Below are 16,790 nucleotides of genomic sequence, written 5' to 3'. Positions count from 1 at the left end.
TTACGCCAGGCAGCGGAACAAGAGCGCCGGATCGCGGTCGGGATCGATACGCAACCTGATCCCGCCCCATTCGATGCGGGACTGTTCGCCGGTGAGAAGGTTTTCGAGTGTCGTCACATGATGCCGCTGCCCGCCGGCGTCAACGGTGACGTCGCCGAGCGGCAGCCAGCACTCGCGCAAATGGCCCGAAAGCGCGATCACGATGAGGATGGTGTTGGCCGGCTCGGCCGCCTTCTTGACGAAGGCGATCGTCTCGCCGTCCTCAATGCCGAGAAACCGCAAATTTGCCGTTTGCTGGAGCGCGGCATTGTCGTTGCGGATGCGGTTGAGACCGGCAATGTAGGACTTGATGTTGCCGGGCCGGTCCCAGTCGCGTTGCCGGATCTGGTATTTCTCGGAATCCAGATATTCCTCGCGGCCGGGCATCGCCTCGTGTTCCAGCAGCTCGAAGCCGCTGTAAACGCCGTAGCTGCCCGACAATGTCGCCGCCAGCGCAACGCGCGATTTGAACGCCCAGGCCTCTCCGCCCTGGAGATGATAGGGCAGCAGGTCGGGCGTGTTGACGAACAGGTTTGGGCGATAGAAGTCGCGCTCGGGATAGCGCGTCAGCTCGCCGAGATATTGCTCCAGCTCCCACTTTGTCGTGCGCCAGGGGAAATAGGTGAAGGACTGCGCAAAGCCGAGCTTGGCGAGGCCTTTCATCAGCTTCGGCCGGGCAAACGTCTTGGAGAACAGGATCACCTCGGGATGCCGGCGGCGGATGTCGCGGATCAGCCAGTCCCAGAATGCAAGCGGCGCGGTGTCGTGGTTGTCGATGGCGAAGATGGTGACGCCTTGGTCGATCCAGAACAGCATGGCATCGCGAAACCCGTTCCACAGCCCGGCCCTGTCGACGGAGTCGAAATCGGGGATCACGATGTCCGAATAGGGTCCATCCGCGGTCCGCACCGAGCGGTCCGGCCGCCATTTGAACCATTCCGGATGCAGCGTCAGCCAGGGATGGTCGGGCGAGCATTGCACGGCGAAATCGAGCGCGAGCTCGAGACCGTATTCCAGGCAGGTCGCAACCAGCGCGCGGAAATCCTCGATGGTGCCGAGATCGGGATGCAGCGCATCGTGGCCGCCCTCGGCGGCTCCGATCGCGTAGGGCGAGCCGGGCTCGCCGTCGGTTGCCACCGGCGCATTGTTGCGGCCCTTGCGACGGCTGCGGCCGATCGGCTGGATCGGCGTGAAATAGAGCACGTCAAAACCCATCGCGGCGATATCGGGCACGCGGGCGATGCAGTCGCGCAGCGTCCCGTGCTGGCCGGCGACCTGGCTCTGGCTGCGCGGCATCATCTGATACCAGGCGCCGAAGCGCGCCTTGTCGCGGTCGACGGTCAGCGGGAAAGGCTGCGAGCGGGTCAGGTCTGGCCGGGACTGGCTCTCTGCCATGGCATTGCCGAGCTCGGCCGCAAGCAGCGAGGCGACGTCGCCGGTCTGAAGATAATCCTCGCACTGTCTGACGATGACCGCCGCCGCGTCCTGTTGCGCGCCATGCGCCTTGGTCAGGAGCCCGGCCCCCTCGATCGCATCGAGGCTGACATCGGCACCCATTCGCTGCTTGCGCGCGACTCCGTGCGACCAGGTGGCGAACTCGTCGGTCCAGGCCTCGATCGCGTAGACATGTTGGCCGGGCTCAACGGGTGTGAATCCGCCGGACCAGCGGTCATTGCCCCGATGGTCCATCGGCTCGCGCTTCCAGTCGCGGTCCTGCTCGCGGCGCCAGATCAGCGCGGCCCCGACCACGGCGTCGCCATCGCGGTAGACATCGGCCCACACCTCCATGCGCTCACCCGCGATCCGCTTCACCGCGAAGCGGCCGGCGTCGATTGCGGGATAGACGTCCTCGATCAGGAAAGCGCTGCCGGCTGCGGCACTTTCGACAGTTTGAATTGTCTTGTTCACGGTGATGCCATTGACAAGAAAGCAGGAGCCCGTTTCCCTTGTCGGGAACCTACGCTTGGTACCTATATAGAAAGCCGGTTGTGTGTCATTAGTTCCCTCGGGAACGGGTGGCGCGGTCTGCGAGTTAGGGCTGACTAACGTCTTCCACCGTCTCGTTAAAATCGATGCCCCCGGCAAAAGGGTGGCCTGCAAGCTGCGTGCCGAATGGATCTTTTAGCTCAAGCCCGGATCAAGGGCGTTCAATCCGAATTCATCGACGCCCTCGGAAAGCTGCGGGTCACCGATCCCGTGGCCCTCAAATCCATTCTCGATGCCCTGCCGGAGAAGCGGGTTTACCGCTTCGTCAGCGGGCCGGTCGTGGTCCGCGCCTTGGGGCATCCGCGCACCGAATTGGCGACGATCGGCGCGCCGCCGCTGAAGTGGAAATTGGCCGCAAAGGGGGAGGTGACCGCCGAGGGCGAGACGCGCGAGCCCGTGATCGCCTGGCCTGCCGGCCTGCCGCTCGGCTATCACCGGTTGACACTGACCGATGCCGAAGGTGTGACGGAAGAGGTGCCGATGATCGTGGCGCCCGAGCGCGCCTTCGGCGGCGATTTCGATCGCGGCTGGCTGCTTGCCGTGCAGCTCTACAGCGTCCGTTCGGACCGCAATTGGGGCATCGGCGATTTCACCGATCTCGCCGATCTCGTCCGGCTCGCAAAGCAGCTGGGGGCTGACGGTGTCGGACTCAATCCGTTGCATGTCCTGTTCGACGACCACCCGGCCGATTGCAGTCCCTACTCGCCGAATAGCCGGCTGTTCCTCAATCCGCTCTATATCGACGTCGAAGCCATTCCCGAATTCTCCGCAGACCTCGTGCCCGACGCGGCCGCGACCGCGGCCCGTCTGCGCCAAGGCGATCGCGTCCCCTATGCCGACATGGCGGCGTTGAAATGGCTGGGCCTGCGCGCCGCCTTTGACAGCTTCGTGACGACGGCAAGCGCGGCGCGCCGCAAGGCGTTCGACGCCTTCCGCGCCGCCCGCGCGCCGCTATTGTCCCGCTTCGCCTGCTTCGAGGTGCTGCGCCATCGTTTCACCGCGCCATGGTGGGAATGGCCGGTTGAATGGCAGCAACCGGACGAGGCGAAATGCGCCAGCTTGCGCAATGGGCCTGACAAGCGCGAGGTCGAGTTCGTCGAATTCGTGCAATGGACCGCAGATAGCCAGCTGCATGCTGCCAAGGAGCTTGCCAGCCAGCTCGGCATGCGCGTCGGGCTCTATCTCGACGTCGCCGTCGGCGTGCAGTCCAACGGCTTCGATGCCTGGAACGAGCAGATGGCGATCTCCCGTCATCTCGCCGTCGGCGCGCCGCCCGACGTGCTCAACACCATCGGCCAGGACTGGGGCCTTGCCGGCTTCAACGCCGGCGGCCTGGAAGCGCAATCCTTCGTGCCGTTCGCCGACATGCTGGCGGCCTCGATGCGCCATGCCGGCGCGATCAGGCTTGATCACGTGCTGGGCCTGAAGCGGCTTTATCTCGTGCCGCGCGGCTTCAAGCCGGATAACGGCGCCTATGTGCAGATGCCGTTCGAGGCGCTGCTTGGCGCCGTGGCGCGCGAGAGCGCGGCCCACAAATGCATCGTGATCGGCGAGGACCTCGGCACCGTGCCGGAAGGTTTTCGCGAGACCATGCAGGATTTCGGCATCTGGTCCTATCTGGTCATGATGTTCGAGCGCGACGATGCCGGCCATTTCCGCAATGTCGACCATTACCGGCCCAACGCGCTGGTCACGCTGAACACGCATGACCTGTCGACCTATGCCGGCTGGCGCTCCTTCGGCGACCTGAAGATGAAGCGCTCGCTCGGGCTCGATCCCGGCGAGAACGACCAGGCGCGCTGGGATGCGCTCGGCAGGCTCGACGAGATCCTGCGCCAGAACGGCATTCGTGCCAACGACCTCTATTCGGTGCTCGCCTTCCTGTCGCGCACGCCGTCGCGGCTGCTCGCGGTCTCCATGGAGGATCTGCTCGGCGTGATCGACCAGCCCAACATTCCCGGCACGATCGACGAGCATCCGAACTGGCGCCAGCGCCTGCCTGTTGCGCTCGACAAGATCGCCGCGAAGGTCGATCTCACGGCCTTGCGAGCAGCGACGCGGGAACGTTCGTTGAATGGCGGGAGTTGACGGCGTAAAGGGCTTCCAGGGGCTGTTTTCAAGGCTCGCACGACGTTGTCTCAGAGGATCGAGGACTATGCGCTGATCGGTGATTGCGAGACCGCGGCGCTGGTCGGGCGCAACGGCTCGATCGACTGGCTGTGCTGGCCCGCCTTCGATTCCGATGCCTGCTTTGCCGCCATCCTCGGCAGCGATAAGAACGGCCGCTGGCTGGTTACGCCGGCCGAGGACGTCACCAGCATCTCACGCCGCTATCTCGGCAACACTCTCATCCTCGAAACGCGTTTCGAGACGAAGAGCGGCACCGTCGCGCTGATCGATTTCATGCCGCCGCGCGGCAAGGCGTCCGACATCGTGCGGCTGGTCCGCGGCGTCAGCGGCGCGGTGAAGATGCGGATGGAGCTCGTCATCCGCTTCGGCTTCGGCATCGATATCCCCTGGGTGCGGCGGATCGACCATTCGCTGATGGCCATCGCCGGCCAGGATATGACCGTGCTGCGCACGCCTGTCGAGACTCGCGGCGAGGATCTGACCACGGTTGCCGATTTCGAGGTGAAGGCCGGCGAGACGGTACCCTTCGTGCTGACCTACGGCCCCTCGCATCTGGAGCCGCCCGCGCCGATCGATCCGGAGATCGCGCTTCAGGACACCGAAAAGTTCTGGCAGGATTGGTGCGGCCATTGCACCCGCGACGGCGACTATCAAGACCTCGTCATGCGCTCGCTGATCACGCTGAAGGCGCTGACCTTCGCGCCGACCGGCGGCATCGTCGCGGCACCCACCACCTCGCTGCCGGAAAAGCTCGGGGGCAGCAGGAACTGGGACTATCGCTTCTGCTGGCTGCGCGATGCCACCTTCACGCTGCTGGCGCTGATGAACTCGGGATACACCGAGGAAGCCCTGGCCTGGCACAATTGGCTGCTGCGCGCGGCGGCCGGCTCGCCGGCGAACATGCAGATCATGTACGGCATCTGGGGCCAGCGGAGGCTCTTGGAATGGGAGGCGGGCTGGCTCGAGGGCTATGAGGGCGCCAAGCCGGTGCGCGTCGGCAATGCCGCCCATGCGCAGCTCCAGCTCGACGTCTATGGCGAATTGATCGACGCCTTCCACCAGTCGCGCATGGCCAAGCTCAAGCTGGACGACGAAACGACATGGGCGCTGGAATGTGCCGTGCTCAATCATCTGGCCGAAGTCTGGGACCGGCCCGATCACGGCATCTGGGAGCGGCGCGGCCAGCCCAGGCACTACGTCTTCTCCAAGGTGATGACCTGGGTCGCCTTCGACCGCGGCATCAAGAGCGCCGAGACCTTCGGCTTCAAGGCGCCGCTGCTGCACTGGCGTACGTTGCGCGAGGCCATTCATCGCGACGTCTGCAACCGGGGGTTCGACGTGGAGGAAAATGCCTTCGTCGAATCCTACGGCTCGAAATTGCTCGATGCCAGCGTGCTGCTGCTGCCGGCCGTGGGCTTCCTGCCGCCGTCGGACCCGCGCATCCGTGGCACCATCGCCGCGGTCGAGACATGCCTGGTGCGCGACGGCTTCGTGCTGCGGCACGATCCGCGCGAGCTGCCTGCAGGGCAGCCGCCGCTCGAAGGCGCGTTCCTGGCCTGCAGCCTGTGGCTCGCCGATGCCCATGTGCTCGCCGGCGATCTCGACAAGGCGCAGATCTTGCTCGATCGCGTGGCCGGCATCGCGAACGACGTCGGGCTGCTGGCCGAGGAATACGATTCAGTCGCCCGGCGCCAGACCGGCAATTTCCCGCAGGCGCTGACCCACATCGCGCTGATCAACACCGCGCACAATCTGTCGGCGGCAAGGCAGCAGTGCGACAAGCCGGCGGTGCAGCGGTCGAAGTAGTAGCGCTCTCTCCGTTCTCTCCCCCACAAGAGGGGAGGGAACGCACGGCAGTGGAGGAGCCTGTCGAGGCTCTTCACATCAAGCTCAGCCCACCCCATTCCACTTCAAGATCATCTCCATCGCCTCGGCAAAGCCATCCTGCTCGTTGCTCGCAGTGACGTGCGTCGCCTGGTCCTTGACGTAGTCGGTGGCGTTGCCCATGGCGATCGAGATGCCGCTGACGGCGAACATCGCAAGGTCGTTCTGCATGTCGCCGATGGTGGCGACGGCGCCGGTCGCAATGCCCAGGCGCCTGGCCATCGCCTCCACGAATGTGCCCTTGTTGAAGCCCGGCGGGGTGATGTCGAGATAATAGGTCTGCGAGCGCACCGCGGTGGCCTCGCTGCCGAGCGCCTCCTGCATCGCCTTCTCGCAAGCCTCGAGGCCGGCGGCGTCGGCGCTGGCGCCGACGATCTTGCAGGCGCTCGACAGGTAAGGCGAAAAGTCCGTCACGATGGTGGGATCGGAGCGGATCGTATGCTGCTCGTGCGCGACGTATTTACCGCTGGGGTTGTCGATCAGCCACTTGTCGGTGGTGAACAGCCAGATGTCGGCGCCGAATTCGCGGAGGATCTGCAAGGACCGCTCGGCCGCACTGGCCGGGATCAGGTGCTGTTCGACCGGCCGCATCTCGGGATCGACGATCGAGGAGCCGTTGAAGGGGCCGACCGGCAGCCAGAGCGCCAGCGGCTCGATCAGGAAGCGCATGCCGATGGCGGGACGGCTGGAGGTGATGGTGAAGCCGATGCCGGCCTTGTGCAGCCGCTGCACCGCACCCCTCGCGCGTTCCGTCAGCGTCTTGTCCTTGGTCAGCAGCGTGCCGTCGACGTCGGAGACCACGAGGGAGATTTGCGTCATGACAGAACCTTCAGGTTTCCAAATCTCAGCGCTTCGCCCCGCCCAGCTTCAGCTGCCGTACGATCCCGTCCACGATCGCTTCGACGGTTTCGTCGATCGAGACGGTGATGACGTGCTCGCCCGCCTCCGGCGGCTCCAGCGTGTCGAACTGGCTCGTCAGTAGCCCAGGCGGCATGAAATGACCCCTGCGCTGCGCGAGCCGTTCGGCGATCAGCTCCTTGGTGCCCTTCAGGAACACGAAGCGGACGTCGTCGCGTCCACGCAGCAGCACGTCACGATAGGTGTGCTTCAGCGCCGAGCAGGCGATGATGATATGCCCGCCCTCGTCGCACACCCGTGCGATCTCGTCTGCGATGGCGTTGAGCCAGGGCCAGCGGTCCTCGTCGGTGAGGGGATGGCCGGCCCGCATCTTCTCGACGTTGCTGGCGGGATGAAAGCTGTCACCGTCCTCGAAGCGCCAGCCGAGCCGCTCGCCGAGCGCTTCCGCAACCGTGCTCTTGCCCGAACCCGACACGCCCATCACGATCAATGCACAAGGTGCTTCAACGCCCGCCACGAATGTCCTCCGGAAGCGCGGCCCTGTCGACCAGCCAGACGGTCTCACCATTCGAGCGCGCGCGTAAGGCCGGCAGAGTCTCGCCATTGACGATGCGCGTCAAGATCGGCTGCTTGTCATGCCCGGCAATCTCGAACAGCATTTCGCGGCAGGACGCCAAAGCGGGCAAAGTGAGCGAGACCCGCGGCACGAAAGGCGCGACATTGGCCTTGGGCACCCCGACGACCCAGCGTTCGGTCTCCTCGATTTCGGGGAAGCCCGGGAAGAGCGAGGCGGTGTGGCCGTCGGGGCCGGCGCCCATCAGCACCAGGTCGAACAGCGGCCGCGCCGGATCGAGACTTTCAGAACCGTAGAAGGCCTGCAGCTCGCGCGCATAGGCCTCAGCGCTTCGGTCTGGATTGTCGGCCGTGGTCGGGATCGGGTGGATATGGCCGGAAGGCGCATTGCGGTCGAGAAAGGTCGCGCGCGCGACCGCCATGTTGTTGAGCGGATCGCTGTCGGGCACGAAGCGTTCGTCGCCGATGAACCAGTGCACGCGGTCCCACGGGATCTTGCCCCGCCAGGGGTCGCTGCCGAGCAATTGATAGAGCTTCTTCGGGCTGGAGCCGCCGGTGAGGCAGATCGCGATGCGGGAGGGGTTGGCCGTGATCCGCGCAATCACCCGTTCGGCCGCGGCCTGCGCCAGCGCCCCGGCGTCGGCCGCGACGATCAGCTCCGGCGGTCCGGCCGCCGCCATCACGAAAATTTCCGCCAGCTTCGTCCGTCGCGCCGCAGCAGCTCGTCGGCGCAGGCCGGGCCGTCGCTGCCGGCTTCGTAGGTCTCGATGCCGTTGGTGCCCGCGCTTTTCCAGGCGTCCAGGAACGGCTGCACCGCCTGCCATCCGGCCTCGATGCCGTCGGCGCGCTGGAACAGGATGTTGTCGCCGATCATGCAGTCGTAGATCAGCGTCTCGTAGCCGGTCGAGGGATCGGCCCGAAAATAATCGCCATAGCGGAATTTCATCTCGACGCCGTCGATGGTGACGCTCGGTCCGGGGATCTTGGCGTTGAACTGCAGCTCGATGGTCTCGGTCGGTGCGATGCCGATGGTGAGAAAATTCTGCGACAGGCGATCGACTGTCGTGCCTGAGAACATCGACAGCGGCGCCTGCTTGAACTTGATCGCGACCTCGGTGCGCTTGTGGCCCAGCGCCTTGCCGGTGCGTAAATAGAAGGGCACGCCGGCCCAGCGCCAATTGTCGATCATAAGCTTCAGCGCAACGAAGGTTTCGGTGCTGCTCCCGGGCTTGACGTCCTGGGTCTTGCGGTAGTCCGGGATCTCGTCATCGCCGACGCGGCCTGCGAGATATTGCGCGCGGACCGAGTTCTTCAGCGCATCCTCCCGGCTCGGCTGCTGGATCGACGTGAGCACCTCGGCCTTCTCGGAGCGCACGGAATGGGCGTCGAAGCGCGCCGGCGGCTCCATCGCCACCAGCGACATCAGCTGGAACAGATGGTTCGGCACCATGTCGCGCAGCGCCCCGGTGGCATCGTAGAAGCCGCCGCGGTGGCCGACGCCGAGCTTCTCCTCCACCGTGATCTGGATGTGGTCGATGTGGTTGCGATTCCAGATCGGCTCGAACATGCCGTTGGCAAAGCGCAGCACCAGGATGTTCTGCACGGTCTCCTTGCCGAGATAATGATCGATCCGGTAGATCTGGTGCTCGTCCATGATCTTCAGCAACTCGGCGTTCAGCGCCTTGGCCGAGGCGAGGTCGGTCCCGAACGGCTTTTCGATCACCAGCCGCCGCCAGGCGCCGTTCTCCTTCGTCATGCCGGTGCGGCCGAGCTCGCGCGCCGTCGGTGCGAACGCAGTGGGCGGCGTCGCCAGATAGAACAGTCGGTTGCCGCCGGTTTCCTGCGCGCATTCCAGCGAATCCAGGTGCTCGCGCAGGCGATCGAACGACGGCGGGTCCTTCGGATCGGCCTCGACGAAGGTCACGCATTCCAGCAGCTTCTTTGCGATGTCGTCGTCCACGGGACGGGTCGCGAACTGGCGCAGTCCCTTCAACAGGCTGTTGCGCAGTTCGTCATCCGACTGCCCCCTGCGGGCCACGCCGACGACGCAGAACTTTTCCGGCAACAGATGCTCGGCCGCCAGATTGTAGAGCGACGGCATCACCAGCCGATGAGTGAGGTCGCCGGTCACGCCAAAGATGACGAAGGCGCAATTTTCCGGCTTGCGCTTTACTTGCGGGTCTTTTGTCACGAATTGTCGGCCTTCGCTTGGTACGCTTACTGAGCTCTTATTTGGACTTCGCGGCGCCCGGCTGCTTCGGCTCCTTGTGGCCGCCAAAACCTGCGCGCATCGCGGAGAGAATTTTTTCGGCGAAGGTGTGTTCCTGGCGGGAACGGAAACGTGTGTAGAGCGCCGCGGTCAAAACTTCGGCCGGCACGGCCTCGTCGATCGCCGCGTTCACGGTCCAGCGTCCTTCGCCGGAATCTTCCACGAAGCCGGAATATTCCGTCAGCTGCGGACTGTCGGCGAGGGCCGTCGAGGTGAGGTCGAGCAGCCAGGACGGGATTACGCTGCCGCGCCGCCACACTTCGGCGATGTCGGCGAGATCGAAATCGTAGCGGTGATCCGCCGGGAGAGCCTCGATATTGGCGTTCTTGAGGATGTCGAAACCTTCGGCATAGGCCTGCATCAGGCCGTATTCGATGCCGTTGTGGATCATCTTGACGAAATGGCCGGCGCCGACCGGGCCGGCATGGATGTAGCCCTGCTCGATGCGGGGATCGCGGCCCTCGCGTCCTTCCGTGCGTGGAATGTCGCCGGCGCCGGGCGCCAGCGCGGCGAAGATCGGATCGAGCCGGTCGACCACCTGCTTCTCGCCGCCGATCATCATGCAATAGCCGCGGTCGAGGCCCCAGACGCCGCCCGACGTGCCGACGTCGACATAGTGGATGCCGCGTTCCTTCAGCGCCTTGCCGCGGCGGACATCGTCCTGCCAGAAGGTGTTGCCGCCATCGATGATGACGTCGCCCGCCTGCATCACGCCCGCGATGGTCTCGATCGTGGTCTGGGTGATGTGCCCCGCAGGCAGCATCACCCAGGCCGTGCGCGGCCGCTCGAGCTTCGAGATGAAGTCTTCGAGCGTCGAGGAGCCGACCGCACCGTCCGCGGCAAGGCCCGCGACGGCCTTGGCGTCCTTGTCATAGACCACGGTCGAATGTCCCTGGCGCATCAGGCGGCGAACGATGTTGCCGCCCATCCGGCCGAGGCCGATCATGCCGAGTTGCATCTGCAATATTCCCTTAGTTCAGCGCGTCGTTGAGCGCCGCATTGAGTGCCGCGAGGCCCTTCTTGAGCCCGCCCTTGAGGTGGACGCGCAGCGCGCGCCGGCCGCGTTCGGTGAGCACGTCGAAATCGCCGCGTGCCTGCGCCGCCTTGATCACGCCGAAGCTCGCCTTCTGGCCGGGTACCGCCAGGTCCTTGGCATCATCAGCGGTGATCTGGAGGAACACGCCGCTGTCGGGTCCGCCCTTGTAGGCCTGCCCCGTGGAGTGCAGGAAGCGCGGTCCGAACTCGGCACAGGTTGCGACCTGCCGCTTCTCACGGACTTCGAGCCGCATGGCCTGGAGCGCGTCGATGGTCAGCTTGTCCCGCGCGACATAGCCGAGCAGGGCGACGTAATCGCCGTCGCCGGAGCGCGACAGATGCGCCTTCAGCCACGAGGTGAGGTCGCCGTTGGCGCCGGCGGCGCGCAGCGCGGTGGCGTTGGCCTCGTCGGTGTAGAGATCGGCCTCATCGGTGCTGACCACCGGCTGCTCTTCCGGCAACGCGCCGGTCTTCTCGAACGACGCGGTAAGCTCGCGGGTCTTGATCTTGGCGGCTTCCACGTCCGGCTGGTCGAACGGGTTGATGCCGAGGACCGAGCCCGCCACAGCGGTCGCCATCTCGAAGCGGAAGAACTCCTGGCCGAGATGGTCGATCGACTTCATCACGATGCGCACCACGGGATGGCCGGCCGCCTCGATCGCGGCAAGCTTGGAGTCGTGGGCGGCGTCCGCTTCGCCTTCGACGCGGATGTCGATGAAGAACCGGTCGTTGCCGTAGACGGAAGGGTCGCCCAGCGGCTCGCCCTCGATCGGGATCAGGCCCTTGCCCTCCTTGCCGGTCGATTCCGCGATGAGCTGCTCGGCCCAAGCTCCGAAATCGGCGATCTTCTTCGACGACAGGATCGTCACCTTGTCGCGGCCTTCGAGGCCGGCGAGGCCGATGGCAAGGCCAAGCTGCACGCCCGGGTTTTCGCTCGGCGGCACGTCCGGTCCGCAGGAGCGCGCCATGGCGAGCGCGTGCTTGACGAAGGTCTTGACGTCGATGCCGGCGGTCGCCGCCGGCACGAGGCCGAACGGCGACAGCACGGAATAGCGTCCGCCGATCGAGGGCTCGCCATGGAAGATGCGGGCGTAGTTCAGCTTCTTGGCGGCCTTCTCCAGCGATGAGCCGGGATCGGTCACCGCGATGAAGCGGAAGCCCGTCTTCGCCTTCGGGCCGAGCGCTTGCGCAACGCGCTCATGGAAATAGTCCTTCATCGCGTTCGGCTCGGTGGTGCCGCCCGACTTGCTGGAGACGATGAACACGGTGTTGGCGATGTCGATCCGGGCCTCCATCGCCCGCACCTGCGCCGGATCGGTGGAATCCAGCACGTGCAATTTTGGGAAGCCGGGCTTTTTCCCGAAAGTCTCGGCCAGCACCTCCGGCCCGAGGCTCGATCCGCCCATGCCGAGCACGACGGCGTCGGAGAACTTTTGCCCCTTCACGCGGCCGGCATAGTCCTCGTAATCGGCGACGTCGGCCTTGGCGGCGCTGTCGAGCCAGCCGAGCCATTTGTCCTCGTCCGTGCCGGTCCAGACCGACTTGTCGCGCTGCCACAGCCTGCGGATCTTGGCCGATGCACGCCATTCCTCCGTGCTCTTGGCCATCGCCTTGCCGAGCCCGTCGCCGAGCGAGAGAGACTGGCGGTCGAGCGCGGGCCCAAGCACCGTGGCGCGCTTGTGGGCGACGGCGCCGTAGAGCTTGTCGGCGGCGTCCGCGAACAGCTTGACGCCGTCCTTGACGAGCTCTTCGGTGATGGCGTCGAGCGAGACGCCGGAGCGCTCCAGCTCTTCCAGCACTCGGTAGGCGTCCTCGACGTTCTCTTCCAGGCTGTCGCGCGGCTTGCCATGGTCGCGGAACGCATCCAGCGTTGCCGGCGGCACGGTGTTGATGGTGTCGGGGCCGATCAATTCTTCGACATAGAGGACGTCGCTGTAATCCTTGTTCTTGGTGCCGGTGGAGGCCCACAGCATCCGCTGCGGTTTGGCGCCCTTGGCGGCGAGCTTGTCCCAGCGGGGACCCGAGAACAGGCGCTTGTAGTCCCGGTAGGCGACCTTGGCGTTGGCGATCGCGACCTTGCCCTTGAGCGCGGCGAGCCGCTCCTTCTCGGACGGATCGTTGGCGCGGGCGATCTTGTCGTCGAGCTGCTTGTCGACCACGGAGTCGATACGGCTGACGAAGAAGCTGGCCACGCTCGCGACATGCGAGGGATCGCCGCCGCCTGCGACGTATTTTTCGAGGCCGGCGATGTAGGCTTCGGCCACCTGGAGGTAGACCGCCTTGGAGAACAGCAGCGTGATGTTGATGCTGATGCCGTCGCCGATCAGCTGCTCGATCGCCGGCAGGCCCTCCGGCGTCGCCGGCACCTTCACCATCAGGTTCTTGCGGCCAACGTCCTTCCAGAGCCGGCGCGCCTCAGTGACCGTGCCTGATGTGTCCATGGCGAGATAGGGCGAGACCTCCAGGCTGACATAGCCGTCACCGCCCTTGAGGCGGTCATAGACCGGGCGCAGCACGTCGGCCGCGTTCTGGATGTCTTCGATCGCGACGGCCTCGAACAGGTCGGCCACGGTCCGGTCGCCGCGCTTCAGCGCTTTGCCGATCGGGGCGTCATATTCGTCCGAGCTGCCGATCGCCTTCTCGAAGATCGAGGGGTTGGAGGTGACGCCCTTGACGCCGTCGGTCTCGATCAGCCGCTTCAGGTCGCCCTTGGCGATGAAGCCGCGGGCCAGGAAGTCCAGCCAGACGGCTTGTCCGTGCTTTTCCAGTTCTTTGACGGGATTCATGATGCTTATTTATCTCCAAGCCTGCGGGCGAGGGGTTTCCGCGCCGGTCCTGACGCGCTATCCTCTAGCTTACATGCTCCCGGGAGGGAACCAATCAAGGGTACAGGCGTCATACCCTCCAGTGTAACTCCGTCGCGATCATGGCGATCCGGGCGGCAGTAGCGGTTGTTGCGTAAAAAGTCGTTGGCCGAAGGTTCGGCCGGGTCTCCTTGCGTAACGCCGGCCGCTTCGTCGTCAGCCAGTGGCTGCGTGGAGTGCCATCAGCGGATTCCGGTCCGTCTGGTGCATCGTGGTTCGGCCGCGAATGGCCATGCTGGGGAAGAGCATGCACGCCCATCCTGAAGGTCTGGCGTTTGCTGTCGCCGACAGCCAGCAATCTGCCATGACCATCGACGCATCCCGCGATCTCGAAATCAGGCGATGCGCGACGCAGTTGCGGCTGCTGGTTGCAGCGGGGTTTGCGATGACCCTGCTCAGCGCGAGCCTCGCTTTCGACTTGTGGGACGGTTTGGGCGACTACGACACGACGCTCGGCTATGCCGGCGTCGTGCTGTTCGGCCTGGTGACCTGCCGGCTGATCTGGATGCTGCCCGCCGAACGGGGGGCGGTCGTGGTCGTCACCCCCTACGGCATCCGCGATCTGCGCATCGGCAATGAATTTCTGCCGTGGGATTCGATTGCAGAGATTTCGGCTGAGGAAAGCCGCGGCCACAAGATGATCGTGCTGACGCCGACGCCGGCTTTGCAGCAGCAGCTCTGCGGCATCCGCGATCTGGCCCGTTGCGCGCGAAACGATCGCATCGTCATCCTGTCGGACGGCCTGGCGACCGATTTTGATACATTGCTGCGCGCTTGCCGCGACTGTCACGCTGCCAGCACTCCGCGCGCCGCATTGCAGCAGGAAGATGAACGCGGCACCCAAGGTGGTAACCAAGGCGGCGCTCAAGGCTTCGCCGTACAAGCGTCATAAGATCGCCGCTCGCCGATCGCTATGCTGCAACGCCGGATGGTCTCATCCCCGGTAACGCCCGGATGTTGCGACCGAGTGACATTTTGTGGAAATGAGCCAATATAGACAGAGATTCGCACAAAATACGGGCAGGTGCCTGTTCGTAACTCAACGAGTGCCTACGTTGTGCGTTGCGTCGTGTCTGCACCCGGGTGTCCAATGATCGTCATGTGCTCACGCTGATTCGAAACGGCCTGAGGAACGGTCCGGCAACTGCTTTCGTTTCAGCTTGTAGCGGAACTCACGCGGAGAGGGATCATGTACAACGATTCTCTATTCAACGCTTTCGCTAAGTCGTTCGAGGCGAGAAGCCAACACGACATGTCGATGGCGGAATATCTGGAATCGTGTCGAAGCGATCCCATGAAATACGCGAACGCGGCCGAGCGACTGCTAGCGGCGATCGGTGACCCCCAGACGATTGACACGGCTAAGGATACCCGCCTTGGCCGTATTTTTTTGAACCGTACGATCCGTACCTATCCGGCCTTCGCCGGCTTCTACGGCATGGAAGAAACCATCGAGCGCATCGTCGGTTTCTTCCGCCATGCGGCGCAAGGTCTCGAAGAGCGCAAGCAGATCCTCTATCTGCTCGGCCCGGTCGGCGGCGGCAAATCCTCGCTCGCCGAGCGCCTGAAGTCGCTGATGGAAGTGCATCCGATCTACGTGCTCAAGGCCGGCGATGAACTCTCGCCCGTGTTCGAGAGCCCCCTCAGCCTGTTCGATCCCGATCAGCTCGGCCCGATGCTGGAAGAGAAATACGGCATTCCGCGCCGTCGTCTCACCGGCCTGATGAGCCCGTGGTGCTACAAGAGGCTGGAAGCCTTCGGCGGCGATATCTCCCAGTTTCGTGTCGCAAAAATCCAGCCGTCGCGGCTGCGCCAGATTGCGATCTCCAAGACCGAGCCCGGTGACGAGAACAACCAGGACATCTCCTCGCTGGTCGGCAAGGTCGATATCCGCAAGCTCGAGACCTACGCGCAGAACGACCCCGACGCCTACAGCTATTCCGGCGGCCTCAATCGCGCCAACCAGGGCGTGCTCGAGTTCGTCGAGATGTTCAAGGCGCCGATCAAGATGCTGCACCCGCTGCTGACCGCGACGCAGGAAGGCAACTATATCGGCACCGAAAACATCGGCGCGATCCCGTTCACCGGCGTCATCCTCGCGCATTCCAACGAGGCCGAGTGGTCGAGCTTCAAGGCCAACAAGAACAACGAGGCCTTCATCGACCGCATCTGCGTCATCAAGGTGCCGTACTGCCTGCGCGTCACCGAGGAGCAGAAGATCTACGAGAAGCTGATCCAGGGCTCCGAGCTCGCGTCGGCGCCTTGCGCGCCTTCGACGCTGGAGACGCTGGCGCGGTTCTCGGTGATGTCGCGCCTTCGCAAGCACGAGAACTCCACCCTGTTCGGCAAGATGCGGGTCTATGACGGCGAGAGCCTGAAGGAATCCGATCCGAAGGCGCGCAGCGTCCAGGAATACCGCGACGCCGCCGGCGTCGACGAGGGCATGGACGGCGTCTCCACCCGCTTTGCCTTCAAGATCCTGGCCGCGACCTTCAACCACGATCCGCAGGAGGTCGCCGCCGACGCCGTGCATCTGATGTACGCGCTGGAGCAGTCGATCCGCCGCGAGCAGCTGCCGGAGGAGGTCGAGAAGCGTTATCTCGAATTCATCAAGGCGGATCTGGCGCCGCGCTACGCCGAGTTCATCGGCAACGAGATCCAGAAGGCCTACCTGGAATCCTACTCGGATTACGGCCAGAATCTGTTCGACCGCTACGTCGACTATGCCGACGCCTGGATCGAGGACCAGGACTTCAAGGATCCCGACACCGGCCAGCTGCTCGATCGCGAGCTTTTGAACCAGGAGCTGACCAAAATCGAGAAGCCGGCGGGCATCGCCAACCCCAAGGACTTCCGCAACGAGGTCGTCAAATTCTCGTTACGGTCGCGAGCCCAGCACGGTGGCAAAAATCCGACCTGGACCTCCTACGAGAAGATTCGCGACGTGATCGAAAAGAGGATATTCTCGCAAGTCGAGGACCTGCTTCCGGTCATCTCTTTCGGATCGAAGAAGGACGGCGAGACGGAGAAGAAGCACGGCGAGTTCGTCGCACGCATGGTGGAGCGTGGCTACACCGAGCGTCAGGTTCGCCGGCTCGTCGAATGGTACATGCGTGTGAAGCAGGCCGGTTGAGGCGGATGGTAAAGTGCCC

The 16,790-nt window shown here is 64.5% G+C and carries 11 protein-coding genes; 4 read left to right on the top strand and 7 right to left on the bottom strand.

Going from position 1 to position 16,790, the window contains the following annotated elements; genetic code table 11:
* Entirely contained in the window at positions 1-1,947 is a 1,947-nt protein-coding gene (locus tag XH81_RS33570; RefSeq protein ID WP_271596766.1) for a maltotransferase domain-containing protein, read from the bottom strand.
* Between the two features lie 204 nt (positions 1,948-2,151).
* Here XH81_RS33570 and malQ point away from each other — a divergent pair, with 204 nt between their 5' ends.
* Both malQ and XH81_RS33560 read left to right on the top strand, forming a co-directional pair.
* Positions 2,152-4,113, top strand: a complete 1,962-nt coding sequence (gene malQ, locus XH81_RS33565; RefSeq protein WP_028145673.1) for a 4-alpha-glucanotransferase — start codon at positions 2,152-2,154, stop codon at positions 4,111-4,113.
* Between the two features lie 45 nt (positions 4,114-4,158).
* Entirely contained in the window at positions 4,159-5,961 is a 1,803-nt protein-coding gene (locus XH81_RS33560) for a glycoside hydrolase family 15 protein (protein WP_038950968.1), read from the top strand.
* Between the two features lie 84 nt (positions 5,962-6,045).
* Here the strand turns inward: XH81_RS33560 and XH81_RS33555 are convergent, their stop codons facing one another.
* Genes XH81_RS33555 through XH81_RS33530 form a run of 6 tightly spaced genes read right to left on the bottom strand, consistent with a single transcriptional unit; the run spans position 6,046 to position 13,560 of the window.
* Positions 6,046-6,858: a Cof-type HAD-IIB family hydrolase gene (locus XH81_RS33555; protein ID WP_028145671.1), complete on the bottom strand. Its 813-nt coding sequence runs from the start codon at positions 6,856-6,858 to the stop codon at positions 6,046-6,048.
* A gap of 25 nt (positions 6,859-6,883) precedes the next feature.
* A complete protein-coding gene (locus tag XH81_RS33550) occupies positions 6,884-7,414 on the bottom strand; it encodes a gluconokinase (protein WP_038970791.1) in 531 nt (176 codons plus the stop codon).
* On the bottom strand, positions 7,401-8,150 hold the full coding sequence (pgl, locus tag XH81_RS33545; protein ID WP_161966367.1) for a 6-phosphogluconolactonase: 750 nt from the start codon (positions 8,148-8,150) through the stop codon (positions 7,401-7,403). The genes XH81_RS33550 and pgl overlap by 14 nt, the downstream gene beginning before the upstream one ends.
* The gene (zwf, locus tag XH81_RS33540; RefSeq protein ID WP_028145668.1) at positions 8,150-9,661 is read right to left on the bottom strand and encodes a glucose-6-phosphate dehydrogenase; all 1,512 of its coding nucleotides are present in this window, start codon (positions 9,659-9,661) and stop codon (positions 8,150-8,152) included. The genes pgl and zwf overlap by 1 nt, the downstream gene beginning before the upstream one ends.
* A gap of 37 nt (positions 9,662-9,698) precedes the next feature.
* Positions 9,699-10,697, bottom strand: coding sequence for a phosphogluconate dehydrogenase (NAD(+)-dependent, decarboxylating) (gene gnd / locus XH81_RS33535; RefSeq protein ID WP_028145667.1), 999 nt, complete (start codon positions 10,695-10,697; stop codon positions 9,699-9,701).
* 13 nt (positions 10,698-10,710) lie between these two features.
* A complete protein-coding gene (locus tag XH81_RS33530) occupies positions 10,711-13,560 on the bottom strand; it encodes a bifunctional transaldolase/phosoglucose isomerase (protein ID WP_038950965.1) in 2,850 nt (949 codons plus the stop codon).
* Positions 13,561-13,864: 304 nt separating this feature from the next.
* Between XH81_RS33530 and XH81_RS33525 the strand changes: the two genes are divergently transcribed.
* Positions 13,865-14,530 (top strand): STM3941 family protein, encoded by a 666-nt coding sequence (locus XH81_RS33525; RefSeq protein WP_028145665.1) that lies wholly within the window; start codon positions 13,865-13,867, stop codon positions 14,528-14,530.
* A 297-nt stretch (positions 14,531-14,827) separates the two neighbouring features.
* Positions 14,828-16,771 carry a PrkA family serine protein kinase gene (locus XH81_RS33520; protein WP_028145664.1) on the top strand — a complete coding sequence of 648 codons (1,944 nt, stop codon included), beginning with the start codon at positions 14,828-14,830 and terminating at the stop codon, positions 16,769-16,771.
* Positions 16,772-16,790: the final 19 nt, after the last annotated feature.

This window comes from Bradyrhizobium sp. CCBAU 25360 (genome assembly GCF_028128695.1).
Classification (GTDB): Bacteria; Pseudomonadota; Alphaproteobacteria; order Rhizobiales; family Xanthobacteraceae; genus Bradyrhizobium; species Bradyrhizobium ottawaense.
The sequence above is the reverse complement of the archived record's forward strand: the minus strand, read 5'-3'. Positions and strand labels throughout refer to the sequence as shown.

Bases quoted from the DNA above. Each gene is read 5' to 3' on its own strand.
- malQ (WP_028145673.1), top strand. From the start codon at position 2,152: ATGGATCTTTTAGCTCAAGCCCGGATCAAGGGCGTTCAATCCGAATTC.
- XH81_RS33555 (WP_028145671.1), bottom strand. From the start codon at position 6,858: ATGACGCAAATCTCCCTCGTGGTCTCCGACGTCGACGGCACGCTGCTG.
- pgl (WP_161966367.1), bottom strand. From the start codon at position 8,150: ATGGCGGCGGCCGGACCGCCGGAGCTGATCGTCGCGGCCGACGCCGGG.
- gnd (WP_028145667.1), bottom strand. From the start codon at position 10,697: ATGCAACTCGGCATGATCGGCCTCGGCCGGATGGGCGGCAACATCGTT.
- XH81_RS33530 (WP_038950965.1), bottom strand. From the start codon at position 13,560: ATGAATCCCGTCAAAGAACTGGAAAAGCACGGACAAGCCGTCTGGCTG.
- XH81_RS33525 (WP_028145665.1), top strand. From the start codon at position 13,865: ATGGCCATGCTGGGGAAGAGCATGCACGCCCATCCTGAAGGTCTGGCG.
- XH81_RS33520 (WP_028145664.1), top strand. From the start codon at position 14,828: ATGTACAACGATTCTCTATTCAACGCTTTCGCTAAGTCGTTCGAGGCG.